Origin of the sequence: Luteibacter sp. UNC138MFCol5.1 (assembly GCF_900110505.1) — a bacterium.
Taxonomy (GTDB): Bacteria; Pseudomonadota; Gammaproteobacteria; order Xanthomonadales; family Rhodanobacteraceae; genus Luteibacter.
On record NZ_FODZ01000001.1, the window covers coordinates 16,403 to 31,760 of the forward strand.

Here is a 15,358-nt window from a genome sequence, read left to right on the forward strand (position 1 = left end):
CAAGGAGGAGTCATGCGCAACGCCAGAACGAAAGGGGCCGGCCGCCTCATCGATACGCTCGCGACGCGGCTCGAAACGCGCCATCGGAGCGAATGGGGATTTTCATGTACCGTCAACGACGTGTTCGTGATGAGTGCCGTCGCGCGTGCTGAAGAGGATCTGCACCCGTTGACGGGCGATCGCTTCTTCATGGTGGACGACGCATGGACCGAGCGTTCCGCGCTGATCCAGTTGCTGGCGTTCCCGGCCGCCGGCCATGCTCACGCGGCGAGCGGCCGATACGACATTGGCCTATCGGAACAGCCCGGGAGCGGCGAAGCCGTTTACTTCGAAGAATGGCCGTTGGGATTCATCAGGTTTCTCCCGACCGGCGGCTGGATCGAGATTGAGTTCGCCGCTGATCGCACGAGCGTCGAGGGCACGTTCGAGTTCGACGCCACGAACGACACCGAGGGCAATCGATTTATCCGCCGCGGCAAGTTCTTCCTCCCCTACGCCGATCTCCCGGACCCCAACGCGCCTTAGCGCGAACCTGTGCGTCGCTTCACGACGTGTAAGTCGACGGATTTTTCAGACAAGTCTGATTCTTTCCGGGGTGTGGGCCGGGCAGCATGCGAGGCGCGTCCTGACACACACCACGGAGTTTTCATGCACCCATCGTTCCGCTCGCGCCTGTCGCGGGCCGTCCTTCTTTCCGCTCTTTCCAGCACCGTGTTCGCCATGCCGGCGATGGCCGACGACGCCACGATGTCCATCAAGGACTTCGCCACCCGGACCCTCGAGGCGTCGGCTCTCGGCGCCCGGTCCGACGGGATCATGACGGCGTCGGTCAATGGCGGCCTTCTCATGGAGCGGCAGGCATATATGAGGGAGCTGACCTGGCAGGGCACGCCGTTTTCGACGCTTTACGGAACAGACAACGGGAAGGGAGGCTCGATAACCATTGGCGTCATCCCACGACGCGGCGAGCTGCACGCCGTCAGCGGCCGGTATGAGCTCGGCGTTCCGGAAGGCCCTGGCACAGCTTTCGCCACCTACAGAGAGTGGATTCCCGCGCCGCCCGGATTCACTGGTTTCACGTCCTTCGACATCAAGGAAGGCTGGGTCGACGTACATTTCAGTCCCGACCGGACGCGCGTGGACGTGACCTTCGAATTCGTCGCGCGGGGCGGCGAGCTCGGTACCCGCGTGGTGAAGAGCGGCCGTTTCTCCGGCCCGAACTACGACCTTCCGCCGCAAGACGTGCGGACGCCTTAATCGAATTTCAGCGAGGATCGCCCGACCATAAGACCGCCCTCGTGGCGGTCTTCTCTTTGACCTGCACGCGCCACGCAAATCGTCGGATTTTTCAGAATGGTCTGATTCTTTTGTAGGTATATCCCCGGCAGGATGCACAGCGCGTCCCGACACACACACCACGGAGGCTTCATGTACGGATCGTTCCGCTCGCGCCTGTCGCGCGCTGCTCTCTCTCTTGCCCTTTCCACCGGCGCTTTCGCCATGCCGGCGATGGCCGACGACGCCACGTATTCCGTGAAGGACTACGCCACCCGAACCCTCGAGGCATCGGCTCTCAGCGTACAGGGCGACGGGGTCCTGAAGGCGTTGGTCAATGACAGCCTTCTTGTAGGACGCCAGGCGTATGCGATGGAGCTATGGTTTATGGGCCAAAGTTTCACGACGTCTCGCGCAACTTACGACGGCAAAGGCGGCTATGTTCTCCTGGGCGTGGTTCCGCCACTCGGGGAGCCGCACGCCGTCAGCGGCCGATATCAGCTCGGCGTACCGGAAGGCCCTGGCACCGCTTTCGCCAGCTTCATCGAGGACATTACCTCTCCGCCGGGATTCACTGGTGGTATCGCGAGCTTCGACATCAAGGAGGGCTGGGTCGACGTGCAGTTCAGCCCGGACCGGACACACGTGGACATGACGTTCGAGTTCGTCGCGTTCGATGACGAACTCGGTACCCGCGTGGTGAAGAGCGGCAGTTTCTCCGGTGCACCAAACCTTCCGCCGCAAGACGTGCGGACGCCTTAACCGAATTTCAGCGAGGGTCGCCCGACCAGACGACCGCCCTCGTGGCGGTCTTCTCTTTGGCCTGCACGCGGCACGCGAATCGTCGGATTTTTCAGAATGGTCTGATTTTTTCGTAGGTATGTACCCGGCAGGATACACAGCGCGTCCCGACACACACACCACGGAGGCTTCATGTACGGATCGTTCCGCTCGCGCCTGTCGCGCGCTGCTCTCTCTCTTGCCCTTTCCACCGGCGCTTTCGCCATGCCGGCGATGGCCGACAACCCCACGTACTCCATCAAAGAGTTCGCCAACCGGACCTTCGAGACGACGACTCTCAGCTCCCGGTCCGACGGGGTCCTGAAGGCATTGGTCAATGGCAACCTTCTTGTAGGACGACAGGGATATTTCGTTGAGCAGTACTGGTTGGGCCAGCCGTTTTCGGGGCTCTTCGCAACGTACGACGGGAAGGGCGGTTATGTAACCCTGGGCGTCGTTCCACCCGTCGGGGAGCCACACGCCGTCAGCGGGCGGTATCAGCTAGGCGGGCCGGAAGGCCCTGGCACCGCTTTCGCTACCTTTTCCGAGAACATCCCCGCTCCGCCCGGGTACATTGGTGTCAGGGCCTTCGACACGCAAGAAGGCTGGGTCGACGTGCAGTTCAGCCCGGACCGGACACACGTGGACGTGACGTTCGAGTTCGTCGCGTTCGATGACGAACTCGGTACCCGCGTGGTGAAGAGCGGCAGTTTCTCCGGCCCGAACTACGACGTCCCGCCGCGGGAGGCGCCGACGCCGTAACCGCAGTCCCCTCGCGTGCGCCGGCGACAGCCCGGCGCACGCGTCATGTCAGGATGCGCGCTTCAGGCGGATGAGCGCCGAGATGTCGTCGTCGCCATAGCCCTGCGACATCAGCTCGGCGAAATCGGCCAGCGACTGCTCGATGATCGTGCGATCCGTGCCCGCGTCGGTGGCGATGCCACGGACGATGCCGAGATCCTTGTGCAACAGCGCCAGTTTGAAGCCCACCGAGAACTCGTTGCGCAGCATCGTGGCGCCGCGCTTGTCGAGGAACCAGTTGCCTGCCGCGCCCGCGGCGAGCGTCGGGATCAGACGATCGGCATCGAGACCCAGCGCCTCACCCAGCGCCAGCCCCTCCGTGACCGCGTGGGCGATACCCGCGACCAGCACCTGATTCACGGCTTTCGTCGCCTGGCCGCTGCCGACCTTGCCCATGTGCGTGATGCGCGCACCGTAGGCCTCGAGCACCGGTCGTGCGCGGTCGAGCACATCGGCGTCGCCGCCGACCATCACCGACAGCTTCCCGTTCTTCGCGCCTTCGACACCGCCGGAAACCGGTGCGTCGAGAAACGACCCGCCCGCCTCGGCGATCAGGCGTGCCGCTTTCGTCGCGGTCGCTGGCGCGACGGTCGAATGGTCGATCACGATCGCGCCGGCCTTGAGCGAGGGAGCGAGCGCTTCGACGACGCCGATGACGTCGGCATCCGCGCTGACACACAGCGCGATCACGTCGCAGGACGCCGCGATCTCCGCCAGCGAAGGCGCGGCGACACCGAGCTCGCCCGCCAGCGCATCGGCCCGGGCCTGTGTGCGATTGCCCACGGCGGCCAGCAGGCCCTTCGCGTGGAGGTGACCGGCCATGGGCGCGCCCATCGCGCCGAGTCCGATGAAAGCTGCCTTGAGTGTCATGGTCGTGCCTGGAAGAAAGAGGAAACGCGGTGCGGCGCGCAGCGGCGCCGCACCGTCCGGTCAGCGGCCTGCGGTTTCCGCGAGGTAGGTGTATCCGGTGAGGCCCTTGTCGAGCGCGGCGGCCAGGGTCTCGGCCTCCGTTCCCGCGATGCCGGCGGCCGCGAGGCGATCCGCATACGACTGGCGCAGCGCCTTGAGGTCGTAGCCGACGTAGTCGAGCATCAGGTCCGTCGTGTCGCCGCGGCGGATATGCGCGAACGCGTACCCGTCGTCCGTCGCGCGCACGTTCACCGCATCGGTGTCGCCGAAGAGGTTGTGGATGTCGCCCAGCGTCTCCTGATACGCGCCGACCATGAAGATGCCTAGCCGGTACGACTCGTCGTCCTTCAGATCATGCAGCGGCAGGCTGACGTCCACGCCCTCGGCGTCGACGTAGTGATCGATGCGGCCGTCGGAATCGCAGGTGAGGTCCGCGATGACGCCGCGGCGCGTCGGCTCTTCGTCGAGGCGCGAGATGGGCACGATCGGGAAGATCTGGTCGATGGCCCAGATGTCCGGCACCGACTCGAACACGGAGAAGTTCACGAAGTACTTGTCGACCAGCTTTTCGTCGAGATCGTCCAGCGCCTGCCGATGCGCCCGCTCGGCGGGCAGCAGGCGCGGGCGCACGGCGTTGGCGATGGCGTAGAACAGCTCGTCGAGGCGGGCGCGGTCGCGCAGGTCGAGCTGGCCCAGCGCGTACAGCGCCTGGCCTTCGGCGAAGTGGTGCTGGGCCTCGTGGAACAGCTCCAGCGCCGGACGATGGTCGAGCTCCGCGTGCGTCTCGCGCAGGTGGCGCAACACCGCCGGCTCGCCCGCGCGCTCGGCCGGAATCGCGCCCTGCGGCACCGGTTCGACTTCGCTGACGTTGACGACCATCACGGCGTGGTGCGCGGTCATCGCGCGGCCGGATTCGGTGAAGATGACCGGCGCCTTCATGCCGTGCTCGGCCACGGCCTCGGCGAGCGGCTGCACGATACTGGCGGCGTACTGGCCGAGGCTGTAGTTGATGGAGTTGTAGCTGCGCGACCGCGTGCCTTCGTAGTCGACGCCGAGGCCACCGCCCACGTCGACGACCTCGATGGGCACGCCCAGGCGGTGCAGCTCGATGAAATAGCGCACGGCCTCGCGCATGCCCGCGGCGATGTCGCGCACGTTGGAGATCTGCGAGCCCATGTGGAAATGCTGCAGCTTCAGCGTGTGCTTCAGGCCGGCCGCTTCGAGGCGCTCGATCAGCTCCAGCACCTGGCCCGGGCTCAGGCCGAACTTGCCCTTGTCGCCGCCGGTGTTCTGCCATTTGCCGGCGCCGATCGACGCCAGACGCACGCGCACGCCGAGCAGCGGCTCGACGTCAAGCGCCTTCGCTTCGGCGAACACGTGGTCGAGCTCGGAAAGCTTCTCGATGACGATGTGCACGCGCAGGCCGAGCTTGAGGCCGATCAGCGCGAGGCGGACGTATTCGCGATCCTTGTAGCCGTTGCACACGACCATGCTGCCCGGGCGCGCGTGCGCCAGCACGGCCATCAGTTCCGGCTTCGAACCGGCCTCGAGGCCGAAGCCCTGCTCCCCGGCGGCGACCAGCTCGCTGACGACGCCGCGCTGCTGATTCACCTTGATGGGATAGATGGCCGTGTACGTGCCGGCGTAATCGGCATCGTCGATCGCCTTGGCGAAGGCCTGCTGGAGGCGCGCGAGGCGGTCGGCGAGGATGTCCGGGAAACGCACGAGCAGCGGCAGGCGCAGGCCCTCGCGGGTGGCCGCGTCGACGATCGCCGGCAGGTCGAGGGCCGGGCCCCCGTTGCCGCGCGGGCGGATCGTCAGGTGGCCATCGCCGGCGACGTCGACGTAGCCGTCGCTCCAATGGGGGATCGCGTAGGTCAGCTTCGCGCGATCGGTGGTCCAGTTCGTCATGGCTGTGACGATCTCCAAGTGATTGTGTCGTGTCCCCATGGGGGGCGCGGAACAGTCGCAGCGGCGAACCTTGACCTGAAGCGGGCCTGGCGGCCGGGAGCCTCGCACGCCGCGGGGCCGACCAGACTTGGTGCTGCGCGCCCCGGACGGGGCGGCAGACCGCCTATTGTAGCGGCCGCTCGTGACAGGGGGGTAACCCGCCCGGCGCTGGGTCGGAATGAGCCTACAGGCCGCCCCGGGCAAGGACGTGGCCGCACGGCGCCCCGGAGCCGGTACAATGCCCGGTTAGCCCCCTACCCGTTTTCAGGAAAGCGTCATGTCGCAGCAGCTCAGCTGGTTCACCGAAGCCCACCAGGCCTCGGGCTCTTCCATCGGTTTCCGCGTCGAGCGCCTGTTGCACGCCGAGAAGACCCCGTTCCAGACCATCGAGATCTACCAGACCACGGACTGGGGCAATCTCATGGTGATCGACGGATGCGTCATGCTGACGAGCCGCGACAACTTCCTGTACCACGAGATGATGACCCACCCGGCGCTGTTCACCCATGCGCGCGCCAAGCGCGTGGTGATCATCGGCGGCGGCGACTGCGGCACGCTGCGCGAAGTGCTCAAGCACGAGGAAGTCGAGAAGGCCACGCAGGTCGAGATCGACGAGCGCGTCACGCGCCTCGCCGAGCAGTACTTCCCGGAGCTGTGCGATGCGAACGGCGACCCGCGCGCCGAGCTGCTCTTCATCGACGGCATCAAGTACATGGCCGAGGCCGAGCCGGAGTCCATCGACCTCATCATCGTCGACTCCACCGACCCGGTGGGCCCGGCGGAAGGCCTGTTCAACGCCGCGTTCTACGCGAGCTGCTACAAGGCCCTGCGTCATGGCGGCATCCTCGTGCAGCAGTCCGAATCGCCGCTGGCGCACATCGAGCTGATCAAGGCCATGCGTTCGGCCATGCGCACCTCGGGCTTCAAGGCGGTGCGCACCCTGCCGTTCCCGCAGCCGTGCTACCCCACCGGCTGGTGGAGCTGCACCATGGCGCGCAAGGACGGCGATCTGTCGGGCTTCCGCGAGCGCGGCGCGATCAGCAAGAACTTCGCCACGAAGTACTACAACGCCGACGTCCACAAGGGCGCGCTGGCGCAGCCGGAGTTCATGCGCGAGCAGCTGGGCGACTGAAACCCCCGGATTCCCCGCAAAGAAAAAAGGCGCCCCATGGGCGCCTTTTTTTATTTCTCCAGTTTCGCCGGCTCCCAGCCCGCGGGCGCCTCCGGCGGAAGGCCGTAGGCGCGGAGCGAGGCGAGGACGACGCTCATCTCCGTGCCGCCGGTGCGGGCCAGCGACAGCAGCTTCTGCGCCGTGGCCTTGTCACCCTGCGCCTGCACGTTCAGGCGCGCGAACTGCTGCATCTGCCAGACGAGATTGAGACGGGCGTTCTTCGCGCTCTGCTGGTCGGCCGCGTCGGGCGACAGCGTCTCGCGCAGGTGCAGGCCGAGCGACCGGCCCAGCGGGCTGCTCCCCCACTCCAGCACCTTCGCAAGCTTCAGGCAGTCGGCGACCACGGAAGCATCGGACTTGTTGTCGTCGCAGTACTTCGCGGCGACCTGGAAGCCCGGCATCGGCTGCGCACTGGCGAGGCCGAACACGAGCACCATCTGCACGCCCGCGGCGCCCGAACCCTGCAGGGCGTTGAACGTATCGGGCGGCGGTGGGAGCTGGCTCACGTGATTGGCCAGCGCCTTGAGGCTCGCGCCGAGGTAATCGTCGTAGAGCTTCGCGTTGGCGGCCTTCGCGAGGTCCGTGCGAACGGCGTCGCTCGCCCCGGCATGCTCGTCGATGCCGAGCTTCAGCAGCCAGAACGCCGCGTTGTCCGATGCCTTCGACTGCAGCGCCGTCACGGCCTCGGGGTTGGGGCAGTTACCCGCCCTGGCGTCGCAGTCGGCCAGCTGGGCCCACGCGACCTGGGGACCTGCGTCGGCGTTGCGCGATGCGCGCTCGAGCAGCGAGTGATAGGTGAGCGTTTCCGGGACGCCCGACAGCGGCCGCGCGAGGAGCGCGGCGGCAAGCAGCGGCTCCGACTCGGTCCGCAGCGCCAGCACGCTGGCGAGGTCCTTCTGGAACTGCAGGAGGGACTTGCTCTGGTCCTTCGCGACCGGCCCCTTCGCGGGGTCCTTCGCGGCGCCCGGCCAGGGCGTGGCTGCCAGGGTGGGCAGGGAAAGCAGGCCGGCCAGGGCCAGTGTCGCTACGCGGCGTCCCCGCATGGGCCATCTCCGTGACATAAAAGACGAGAGGATACGGTTCGACCATGAACGGAAGCTGCGCCGAACCGGCCCCATCTTGCACGAGATTGTTACTATCGAAGCCTGCACGGGGGGATTCCGGGCCGACACACGACCGACCGCAACACTCAATCCTGCGACAGAACAGGAGCTTATCGTGGATCAATTCGCCTTCCTCACCAGCGGGGGCGCTGGTTTCTTCGTCGGCTGGGGCACGCTCGCGCTGATCAATGCCGGCCTCGCCCAGGGAAAGAACCGCAGCGGCCTGCTGTGGTGGTTCCTCTCGCTCATCCTCGGCCCGATCGCCACCCTCATCCTCGTCGTGATGCCCAAGGTCCGCACGAAGATCTTCTGAGCTTGGACCCATGCCTGGGGGTGTGTAGATTAGGAACACTCCCCATGGCAGGTGCGCGCGGATGCTTACGACGCTCGTGGCAAGCAGCAAGGGCGGTTGCGGCAAGACGACGGTGGTGACCCAGCTGGCGACCCACTGGGCGCACGCGGGCAAGCACACGGCCATCGTCGATGCGGACCGGCAGCATTCCAGCCTGCGCTGGGCTCAGCGCCGTCCGGAGAACGCACCGGCGATCGCCGCCATCGAGGGCAGCCGCCGCGCCTTCGACCGGCTGCCGGGCGGCGTCGAGCGCGTCATCGTCGATACGCCCGCCGGCGTCGACGAGAAAGACCTCGAACCCTACATCGAGCAGGCGGACGTGATCCTCGTGCCCGTGCTGCCCTCCCACTTCGATCTCGACGCCACGCTCGATTTCCTCAAGGTGCTCAAGGGTATCGGCCGCGTGAAACGCGGCAAGCTCCCCGTCGGGCTCGTCGGCAACCGCCTTAAACCCTGGACCAACGCCAGCCAGTCCGCACTCGCGGAACTCGGCGAGCGTGCGCCGTTTCCCGTGGTTGCGGAACTTCGGGACTCCCAGGCGTACGTATTGCTCACGGCGCTCGGTAAGGGCATCTTCGACTATCACTCGGAAAACGTGCGCGGACACCAGGACGACTGGGCGAAACTGCTTCGCTGGATCAAACGAAGCACCTGAAGTCGCAAGGGCAACGCGTCGGCAGTCACGCCACCACCGGTGGCATCGAGGAGGGCGACACCCATGCAAGAGCTCATCCTGTTACGCCACGCCGAAGCCGCGCCGCAAGGCAAGGACGGCAAGGACGACCGCGAGCGAAAACTCACGGAACACGGCCGCAACGAGGCCCGCGCCGCCGGCGAGTGGCTCGCCTCCCATCATGTCCGCTACGACCGCGTCCTGTGTTCACCCGCCGAACGCACGAAGGAAACCGCCGCCCTCGCCCTCGGCCAGGTCGAACCCGAATACGTGGACGGCATCTACGACGCCACCGTGGGCGACCTGTTCGAGCTGCTCGACCAGCAGCAGGGCGCCGAGCACGTGGTGCTCGTCGGTCACAATCCCGGCATCGAGCAACTGGTAGCCTTCCTCGTCGAGGGGCGCTCCGAAGATTACCGGGGCATGCCGCCAGGTGCGCTGGCGCGCCTCACGTTCCCCCATGGCCCGCTCGAACCCGGCAAAGCCAAGCTCGAGACCTTCTGGTCGCCACCGAACTGAGTTTTCTCCATGCGCCACCTGCTGTCGGCGTTCGTCGCGCTCCTGGCGACGACGCCCCTGTCCGCCGCCGACCTGCGCATCGACCCCGTGCGCTCACGCGCCGAATTCAGCGTGCGCCTCCTCTGGGTCAGCACGGTCACCGGAAGTTTCGACGGCATCCGTGGTGAGGTGACCATCGACCCGCCGACGCAGACGGCCGTCGTCAACGCGGACATCGACACCGAGAGCATCCGGATGGAGTCCGCCCGCCTGCGTCGCTGGGTCCTGGCCCCCGAGTTCTTCGACGCGGGTCACCACCCGCGCATCCACTTCGAATCCTCGCCTACCGCCCTGGAGGTCCTGAGCCAGGGCGGCAACGTGCAGGGCAGGCTGACCATCCGTGGCGTCACGCAGCCCGTGTCGTTCCGGCTGCAACCCACGCGGTGTCCCACCCACGGCATGGCGGGTTGCGTCCTCCAGCTGCAGGGGATGATCGATCGGACCGACTACGAGATGCGCGGGCGGCGCGGCGCGCTGTCCGACCGGGTCAGTCTGGGCATGGCGATAGTCCTGACGAATCCCTGAGACCGGGAACGCCGCGGAACTCACGTGGCGTTGTTGAGCGTCGCCTATCATCGCCGGCATGCGCCGCTTCCTTACGATCCTGCTCCTCGCCGCCACGCTCGCCAGTGGTGGCTGTTCCCTGTCCCGCGAGCGGATCCGCAAGGCCGACGCCGTGGTGACGCTGACCGTCGACCGCCAGGATGCCTGCCCGTCCTCCGACGCCACCCGCTGCGCCGTCCCCTCGCCGCTGATCGACGCGGCCATCGAGGCCAACGGCGCGTCGACCGTCCAGCGCCCCGTCCACGTGGCGACCCTGCTCGAGGACGGCGAGAGCGCCATGGCCGCGCGCATCAGCCTGATCCGCGCGGCGACGAAGACGATCGACGTGCAGACCTACATCTGGGAGCAGGACGACGCGGGCAAGCTGGTGCTCGACGAGCTGGTGCATGCGGCCCGGCGCGGCGTCGAAGTGCGGATCCTGGCGGACCAGCTGTTCTCGTTCCGCGACCCGGGCCTGCTCGCGCGGCTGGCGCGCGCCAGCGACCACATGCAGATCCGCCTCTACAACCCCACGTTCCAGAGCGCGCGCACGCCGCCCCTCGAGTTCGCGGCGGGCATCCTGTGCTGCTTCTACAAGTTCAACCAGCGCATGCACAACAAGCTGATCGTGGTGGACGACCTGATCGGCATCACGGGCGGGCGGAATTACGAAGACCGCTACTTCGACTGGGACGGCGCCTTCGACTACGTGGACCGCGATGTCATGGTCGGCGGACCGGCGGCCCGCGCGATGGGCGCCAGCTTCGACCAGTTCTGGAACCACAAGCGCTCCGTCCCGCTCACGCACCTGCGTGACGTGAATCGCGAGCTGATGGCCGACACCGACGATCCCCGCCATTGGGATCCGCCCACGTACGAACACCCCGAGCGAGTGAACCAGATGATCGCCGACGCGACGGATGCCGGCTGGATCGCCACCCGTCTGCAACGTGCCACGCTGCGTCTCAACCGCGTCGAATACCTCTCCGACCTGCCCGGCAAGACCGACGAGCCCAAGCGTCGCGAGGTCCGCGCCCTGACGCGGCACATCATCGGCCTGCTGCGCAACGCGAAGAGCGAAATCGTCCTGCAGACGCCGTATCTGGTGATGAGCAAGCCGGCACAGAAGGTCTTCAGCGGCCTGCGCAAGCGCCCCGACCCTCCGCGCGTGGTCGTCTCCACGAACTCGCTCGCCTCGACGGACGCGTTCGCGGTCTACGCCCTGTCGTACAAGCATCGCAAGCGTTACCTCACCGACTACGGCTTCGAGATCTACGAAATGAAGCCGCACCCGGCGAACGGCGATCCCGATGCCCTCGAAGGACGATCCGTCAGCATCGAGACGCCGCCCGTCGCTGTCGCGCACCAGGGCAGCGGCGGCGGGCGCACGCGCCGTTCGGACCGTGCGGCCCAGGCCGCCGCCGGCACGCCGTCCGAGTCGTCGGGCTTCCTCGCCATGGGCAGCCGCGCCGGCCGCGGTCCGCGCAACCGCCCCGCCCCGCTGCTCACCGCCGGCGTGCGTTTCGGCCTGCACGCGAAGTCGATCGTCGTGGACGACACCTTCGCCATGGTGGGCACGCACAACTTCGATCCGCGCTCCGACCACTACAACACCGAGTCGGGCGTGATCGTCTACGACAAGCGGTTCGCCGACCGTCTGCGCGATTCGATCCTCCAGGACACGCAGCCCGAAAACGCGTGGGTGATCGCGCCCCGTCAGAAGACCATCCCCGTCCTGTCGTCGGTCAACGAGTTCATCGGCGACGTCTCGGAACGTCTGCCGTTCTTCGACCTGTGGCCGTTCCGCTACGCGACCAGCTACGAGATCAAGCCCGGCTGCATCCCCATGCGCTGGACCGACCCGAAGTTCTTCGAGTGCTACGAGCCCGTCGGCGACTTCCCGGAAGTGGACGTGTCGCTGAAGCTGATCTACACGCGCATGATCACGGCCTTCGGCTCATCGGCCGCCGGCATCCTCTGATTTTGGAGGCCCGGTGCGGCCCCGATCAGTACCGCTGCGTCAGCTCGAAATTCACCGGCAGTTCCGCCGTGAAGCGCTGCGGGCGGTCGTCGGAGGCCGCGAAACGCCAGCCGCGCACGGCCTCGCGCGCGGCCCGGTCGAGATCGTCGTCGCCCGACGAACGGCCGATGGTGACGCTGGTGACGTCGCCGTCGGGCGTGACGGTGACGCTGAGGACCACCTTCCCCTCGCGCCGTGCGCGAAGCGCGGACATGGGATAGCGGGGCGACGGCATATAGACGGGCTCGAGCGGCGCCGACGCCGCCGGAGCCGCCGTGACGGGCCGTTCCGCACGGGGTGCGACACGCGACGCGACGCGTGCCGTCGGCGTCGCCTCCGCGGCTTTCGGGGGAGCGAACCGCGACACCGTCTTCGACACGAGCGCGGGAGCGGCCGTGGGCAGCGTCACCTCGGCGAGGCGGCGCGTCATCGGTGCGCGCTCATAGGTGAGCGCCGTCAGCCAGCTCGTGCCGGCGATGCCGATCACGAGGGCGAGTGCGCTCAGGGAGGTACTGGTACGTAGTGCGAGCATGAGCCTTGCAGCGGCGGCGCCGTGGCACCGCCTTTCATCGAATCAGGGACGTTCGAGGATCGCCGTGACGCCCATGCCGCCGGCCGTGCAGATCGAGATCAGGCCGCGGCCCGACCCCTTCTGCTCGAGCATCTTCGCCAGCGTGGCGACGATGCGCGCGCCGGTCGCCGCGAACGGGTGGCCGGACGCGAGACTGGAGCCGTTGACGTTGAGCTTCGCCGGATCGATCGATCCCAGCGGGGCGTCGAGGCCCAGCCGGTTGCGGCAATAGTCTTCGCTCTCCCATGCACGCAGCGTGCACAGCACCTGCGCGGCGAAGGCCTCGTGGATCTCGTAGAAGTCGAAGTCCTGCAGCGTGAGGCCTGCCTGCTTGAGCATGCGCGGCACGGCAACCGTCGGAGCCATGAGCAGGCCCTCGCCGTGGACGAAGTCCACCGCGGCGACCTGCGCGTGGGTGAGGTACGCCTGGATCGACAGGCCGCGCGAAGCCGCCCAGTCGTCGCTGGCGAGCAGCACCGCCGCCGCACCGTCGGAGAGGCCCGTGGAATTGCCGGCCGTGAGCGTGCCCTGCCCCGAGGTCTTGTCGAACGCCGGCTTCAGCGAGCCCAGCTTTTCGAGCGTGGAATCGGCGCGGAGGAACCCGTCGCGCTTCAGGCCGCGGAACGGCACCACCAGGTCGTCGAAGAAGCCGGCCTCGTAGGCCGCGCCGAGCTTACGATGGCTGGCCAGCGCGAGTTCGTCCTGCTCCAGCCGGCCCACCTTCCACTCCTTGGCCATGAGCTCGCAGTGGTCGCCCATCGACTTGCCGGTGCGCGGTTCGGCCACGCCCGGGAACGACGGCTTCAGTTCCTTCAGCGCGAAGCCACGCGTGGCGACCTGGAATTTCTCTTTCAGCGTCTTCGCGCGGTTCAGCGCCAGCAGGCGCTTACGAAGTTTCTGACCGTAGACGATGGGAACATCGCTCGTGGTATCCGAGCCGCCCGCGATGCCGGCATCGATCTGGCCCGTGGCGATCTTGTTGGCGATGAGGATCGCGTTGTCCAGCGAGGTGCCGCAGGCGCGGGCCGTCGTGATGCCCGGAGTGGTCGGGGCCAGCCCGGACGACAGCAGCGCCTCGCGAGCGAGGTTCCAGTCGGACGAGTGGCGGATGACGGCGCCCATGGCGACCTCGCCCAGCTCCACGCCGTGCAGGCCGAACTTTTCCACCAGCGACCCGAGAACCTTGACCGACATGCCGAAATTGCCGACATCGGCGTAGGCGGTGTTGTTGCGGCAGAAGGGAATGCGGACGCCGCCGACCACACCCACGCGCTTTTGCGTCTTATCCATGCTTGAAGAACGATCCAGACCGAGGGGTTTGCCCGCTGGCGGGCCCAAATGCGATGACGAAGGGATCGCGGACGCCGACGATCGCCGACGAACGCGTATCGGCAAGGCTAACCCGCATCCCCTCCGGGCGAAAGCCCGTCGTGGCCCGATGGTAGAATCGCGTTCCTTTGCCGTTCGGAAAAACCTGCGTGAACGAGTCCCTGATCGCCCGTCCCGCCGTCCTGGCGCTGGAACTGGCTGCCGGCGAGACGCCGGAGCGCCTGGAACTGACCCGCGACGAGGCACAGACGCTCGCCGGGCTGATCGCCGACGACCTGCGCGCCCTCCTGCCCGGCGTCGAAGCCTCGCGACTGGCCGTGGCCGGGGCGCTGTTCGACGGCGTGGAGCTGCTGCGTCCGGGCTTTCCCGTCTTCGCCACCCTCGAAGAGCTGGCGCGGCGCATCCCGCGCGTGACGACGGCGGGCGGCGTGGTGGCCTTCGGCACGAGCGACGGCCACATGCCCGCCCAGCCGCTGGTCCCCGACCCAGCCTATGCCGGCGGCCCGATGCGGCTGATCCCCTGGATGCTGCTCGCCCCCGCGGATATCGCGGACGAACTGGCCGAGCGCATGGAAGTGGAACTGGTCGGCCGTGGCGAAGCCGGCACCGCCACGGCGGATTTCCTCATGCGCACGCTGGGCATGCGGCTGGAGCACGCCCGTTTCCTGAGCCGCGACGACCTGATGGCCCTGACCTGCGTCCAGTACGAACACGTGAACCTCGCGCCGCTGTGGACGATGCTCGAAGCTGCGCTGCTCACGCCGTACAAGGAAGAGACCGCGCTCGGCTCGCGCGGCCTGCCGCTGCATTACGCCGAGGGCCGCGTCGGCGTGCCCCGCATCGCCGACTGGTTCGCGCGCGCGGGGAACAAGGGCGCCAACCCCGTGCACGAATTCGCCGGCACGCTGTTCGAACTGCGCCAGTACGCGGCCCTGCTGGCCGCGCACCATGTGCCCCTGCACCTGGAAGGCGAAGCGGCTCGCACCGCCGGCTACCTCGTCGAACCGGTCGCCGACGCCGATCCGGCCCAGCCAGCACCCCTGCTCTACGCGCACGAGGCTGCCGGCCTCGGCATGGCCGCGATCACCGTGGCCCAGCCGGTCCCGGGCAAGGCACGCGTGCTCGCGCATGGCTACCCGCTGGCACCGGATGCCCTCGCGCCGCTCCTCGACGCCCTGGCGGAGCGGTATGGCGCCGCCAGCGAAGTCCACGCGCTGGGGCGGATGATGCTGGACGCCGATGGCGCGCTCACGGCGCCCGCACCTGCCCTGCATTAGCCGGAAATCCCCGAATAGTTCGATATACGGGCGGCGGACGACGAAT

The 15,358-nt window shown here is 67.5% G+C and carries 16 protein-coding genes; 11 read left to right on the plus strand and 5 right to left on the minus strand.

The window, feature by feature from the left end; all coding sequences use genetic code 11:
- The first annotated feature begins 12 nt into the window (after positions 1-12).
- From BMY69_RS00075 to BMY69_RS00090, 4 genes are all read left to right on the plus strand, one after another.
- The gene (locus tag BMY69_RS00075) at positions 13-525 is read left to right on the plus strand and encodes a hypothetical protein (protein WP_090174872.1); all 513 of its coding nucleotides are present in this window, start codon (positions 13-15) and stop codon (positions 523-525) included.
- A 195-nt stretch (positions 526-720) separates the two neighbouring features.
- Entirely contained in the window at positions 721-1,257 is a 537-nt protein-coding gene (locus BMY69_RS00080) for a hypothetical protein (protein ID WP_143070357.1), read from the plus strand.
- Positions 1,258-1,428: 171 nt separating this feature from the next.
- Positions 1,429-2,037 carry a hypothetical protein gene (locus BMY69_RS00085; protein ID WP_090174874.1) on the plus strand — a complete coding sequence of 203 codons (609 nt, stop codon included), beginning with the start codon at positions 1,429-1,431 and terminating at the stop codon, positions 2,035-2,037.
- A 171-nt stretch (positions 2,038-2,208) separates the two neighbouring features.
- Positions 2,209-2,817 (plus strand): hypothetical protein, encoded by a 609-nt coding sequence (locus tag BMY69_RS00090; RefSeq protein ID WP_090174875.1) that lies wholly within the window; start codon positions 2,209-2,211, stop codon positions 2,815-2,817.
- Positions 2,818-2,865: 48 nt separating this feature from the next.
- Here the strand turns inward: BMY69_RS00090 and BMY69_RS00095 are convergent, their stop codons facing one another.
- Together BMY69_RS00095 and speA are read right to left on the minus strand one after the other, a co-directional pair.
- A complete protein-coding gene (locus tag BMY69_RS00095; protein ID WP_090058420.1) occupies positions 2,866-3,726 on the minus strand; it encodes an NAD(P)-dependent oxidoreductase in 861 nt (286 codons plus the stop codon).
- Positions 3,727-3,786: 60 nt separating this feature from the next.
- Positions 3,787-5,676: an arginine decarboxylase gene (speA, locus tag BMY69_RS00100; protein WP_090174876.1), complete on the minus strand. Its 1,890-nt coding sequence runs from the start codon at positions 5,674-5,676 to the stop codon at positions 3,787-3,789.
- Positions 5,677-5,992: 316 nt separating this feature from the next.
- Between speA and speE the strand changes: the two genes are divergently transcribed.
- Positions 5,993-6,847 (plus strand): polyamine aminopropyltransferase, encoded by an 855-nt coding sequence (gene speE, locus BMY69_RS00105; RefSeq protein ID WP_090058416.1) that lies wholly within the window; start codon positions 5,993-5,995, stop codon positions 6,845-6,847.
- A 50-nt stretch (positions 6,848-6,897) separates the two neighbouring features.
- On the opposite strand, the gene BMY69_RS00110 is transcribed toward speE, so the two are convergent.
- On the minus strand, positions 6,898-7,929 hold the full coding sequence (locus BMY69_RS00110) for a hypothetical protein (RefSeq protein ID WP_090174877.1): 1,032 nt from the start codon (positions 7,927-7,929) through the stop codon (positions 6,898-6,900).
- Between the two features lie 175 nt (positions 7,930-8,104).
- On the opposite strand from BMY69_RS00110, the gene BMY69_RS00115 reads away from it, so the two are divergent.
- From BMY69_RS00115 to BMY69_RS00135, 5 genes are all read left to right on the plus strand, one after another.
- Entirely contained in the window at positions 8,105-8,302 is a 198-nt protein-coding gene (locus tag BMY69_RS00115) for an antitermination protein NusB (protein ID WP_090058410.1), read from the plus strand.
- Between the two features lie 61 nt (positions 8,303-8,363).
- The gene (locus tag BMY69_RS00120; RefSeq protein WP_090174878.1) at positions 8,364-8,996 is read left to right on the plus strand and encodes a ParA family protein; all 633 of its coding nucleotides are present in this window, start codon (positions 8,364-8,366) and stop codon (positions 8,994-8,996) included.
- A 63-nt stretch (positions 8,997-9,059) separates the two neighbouring features.
- On the plus strand, positions 9,060-9,533 hold the full coding sequence (locus BMY69_RS00125; RefSeq protein WP_090058406.1) for a SixA phosphatase family protein: 474 nt from the start codon (positions 9,060-9,062) through the stop codon (positions 9,531-9,533).
- 9 nt (positions 9,534-9,542) lie between these two features.
- Positions 9,543-10,097 carry a YceI family protein gene (locus tag BMY69_RS00130; RefSeq protein WP_090058405.1) on the plus strand — a complete coding sequence of 185 codons (555 nt, stop codon included), beginning with the start codon at positions 9,543-9,545 and terminating at the stop codon, positions 10,095-10,097.
- Between the two features lie 58 nt (positions 10,098-10,155).
- Complete coding sequence (locus BMY69_RS00135; RefSeq protein WP_177191021.1) at positions 10,156-12,096, plus strand: phospholipase D family protein; 1,941 nt, start codon at positions 10,156-10,158, stop codon at positions 12,094-12,096.
- A 25-nt stretch (positions 12,097-12,121) separates the two neighbouring features.
- Here BMY69_RS00135 and BMY69_RS00140 read toward each other — a convergent pair whose 3' ends face one another.
- Both BMY69_RS00140 and BMY69_RS00145 read right to left on the minus strand, forming a co-directional pair.
- Complete coding sequence (locus BMY69_RS00140; protein WP_090174880.1) at positions 12,122-12,667, minus strand: energy transducer TonB; 546 nt, start codon at positions 12,665-12,667, stop codon at positions 12,122-12,124.
- 42 nt (positions 12,668-12,709) lie between these two features.
- A complete protein-coding gene (locus BMY69_RS00145) occupies positions 12,710-13,996 on the minus strand; it encodes an acetyl-CoA C-acetyltransferase (RefSeq protein ID WP_090174881.1) in 1,287 nt (428 codons plus the stop codon).
- A gap of 188 nt (positions 13,997-14,184) precedes the next feature.
- Between BMY69_RS00145 and BMY69_RS00150 the strand changes: the two genes are divergently transcribed.
- A complete protein-coding gene (locus BMY69_RS00150; RefSeq protein ID WP_090058395.1) occupies positions 14,185-15,312 on the plus strand; it encodes a hypothetical protein in 1,128 nt (375 codons plus the stop codon).
- The last annotated feature ends 46 nt before the right edge of the window (positions 15,313-15,358 follow it).

Bases quoted from the DNA above. Each gene is read 5' to 3' on its own strand.
- BMY69_RS00140 (WP_090174880.1), bottom strand. From the start codon at position 12,667: ATGCTCGCACTACGTACCAGTACCTCCCTGAGCGCACTCGCCCTCGTG.
- BMY69_RS00125 (WP_090058406.1), top strand. From the start codon at position 9,060: ATGCAAGAGCTCATCCTGTTACGCCACGCCGAAGCCGCGCCGCAAGGC.
- BMY69_RS00135 (WP_177191021.1), top strand. From the start codon at position 10,156: ATGCGCCGCTTCCTTACGATCCTGCTCCTCGCCGCCACGCTCGCCAGT.
- BMY69_RS00120 (WP_090174878.1), top strand. From the start codon at position 8,364: ATGCTTACGACGCTCGTGGCAAGCAGCAAGGGCGGTTGCGGCAAGACG.
- speE (WP_090058416.1), top strand. From the start codon at position 5,993: ATGTCGCAGCAGCTCAGCTGGTTCACCGAAGCCCACCAGGCCTCGGGC.
- BMY69_RS00080 (WP_143070357.1), top strand. From the start codon at position 721: ATGCCGGCGATGGCCGACGACGCCACGATGTCCATCAAGGACTTCGCC.
- BMY69_RS00085 (WP_090174874.1), top strand. From the start codon at position 1,429: ATGTACGGATCGTTCCGCTCGCGCCTGTCGCGCGCTGCTCTCTCTCTT.
- BMY69_RS00110 (WP_090174877.1), bottom strand. From the start codon at position 7,929: ATGCGGGGACGCCGCGTAGCGACACTGGCCCTGGCCGGCCTGCTTTCC.
- BMY69_RS00090 (WP_090174875.1), top strand. From the start codon at position 2,209: ATGTACGGATCGTTCCGCTCGCGCCTGTCGCGCGCTGCTCTCTCTCTT.
- BMY69_RS00130 (WP_090058405.1), top strand. From the start codon at position 9,543: ATGCGCCACCTGCTGTCGGCGTTCGTCGCGCTCCTGGCGACGACGCCC.
- speA (WP_090174876.1), bottom strand. From the start codon at position 5,676: ATGACGAACTGGACCACCGATCGCGCGAAGCTGACCTACGCGATCCCC.
- BMY69_RS00145 (WP_090174881.1), bottom strand. From the start codon at position 13,996: ATGGATAAGACGCAAAAGCGCGTGGGTGTGGTCGGCGGCGTCCGCATT.
- BMY69_RS00095 (WP_090058420.1), bottom strand. From the start codon at position 3,726: ATGACACTCAAGGCAGCTTTCATCGGACTCGGCGCGATGGGCGCGCCC.
- BMY69_RS00075 (WP_090174872.1), top strand. From the start codon at position 13: ATGCGCAACGCCAGAACGAAAGGGGCCGGCCGCCTCATCGATACGCTC.